Origin of the sequence: Marinicrinis sediminis (assembly GCF_042685085.1) — a bacterium.
Taxonomy (GTDB): domain Bacteria; phylum Bacillota; class Bacilli; order Paenibacillales; family KCTC-33676; genus Marinicrinis; species Marinicrinis sediminis.
Genome location: NZ_JBHUMM010000026.1, coordinates 1 through 1,008 on the forward strand (window position 1 = coordinate 1; position 1,008 = coordinate 1,008).

At 57.4% G+C, this 1,008-nt stretch carries 1 protein-coding gene; it reads left to right on the forward strand.

From position 1 onward, the window contains the following. The coding region (locus ACFSUC_RS11495) for a condensation domain-containing protein (RefSeq protein ID WP_379929758.1) at positions 1 to 1,008 on the forward strand (1,008 nt) is incomplete at both ends.

Genomic DNA, 1,008 nt, shown 5'->3' on the forward strand with positions numbered 1-1,008 from the left:
ATTCGGCACGGCCTACAATATGCCGTTTGCCTTGCGGCTGCAAGGCGAGCTGGATCGACCGCGATTACGCGAAGCGTTTCAGCAACTGGTGAAGAGGCATGAGGCATTCCGAACGGAATTTGTCTGGGAAGGAACCGAGGGTGAGCCAGTGCAGCGCGTGGTGGAAGACGTTCATTTGATCGTGACGGAGCAGCAGATCGACGAGGAAGCGGATTTGGCTGCGGCCATGGACGCGTTTGTACAGCCGTTTGACCTGAGCCATGCACCCCTGCTTCGTGTCCGTCTCATAGAGCGCCATGAGCAGGATCACTTTCTGCTGGCAGACATGCCCCACATCATCTCGGATGGCACGTCCATCGCGGTGCTGGTCGAAGAACTGAGCCTGCTGTACAGGGGCGAGCCGTTGCCACCGCTGCGCATTCAGTACAAAGATTATGCGGTCTGGCAGGAGCAGCAGCGAGCGAGCGGGCAGGATGCTGAGCAGGAAGCGTACTGGCTGAAGCAGTTTGCGGGAGAGCTGCCCGTTTTGAATCTGCCGACCGATCATCCGAGACCTGCGGTGCAGAGCTTTGCGGGAGACAGCTTTGAGATCGGGATGGATGCGGAACTGACGAACGCGCTGCAAGCGCTGGCGAGAGAGACGGGCACGACCTTGTATATGGTGATGCTGGCTGCCTATCAGGTGTTGCTGTACAAATATACAGGGCAGGAGGATATGATAGTCGGATCGCCAGCGGCCGGACGCAAGCATGCGGATACGTCGCGCATCATCGGCATGTTTGTCAACACGCTGGCGCTGCGCAGCTACCCGGAGGGAACGAAGAGCTTCCGATCCTTTCTCGGTGAGGTACAGCATAATGTGCTGCAAGCGTTCGATCGTCAGGACTATCCGTATGAGCAGTTGATTGAGCGGTTGAAGATCAAGCGGGATCTGGGCCGCAATCCGTTGTTTGATACGATGTTTGCGATGCAAAACATGGCGCAATCGGAGCTGGATCTCGGGTCGCT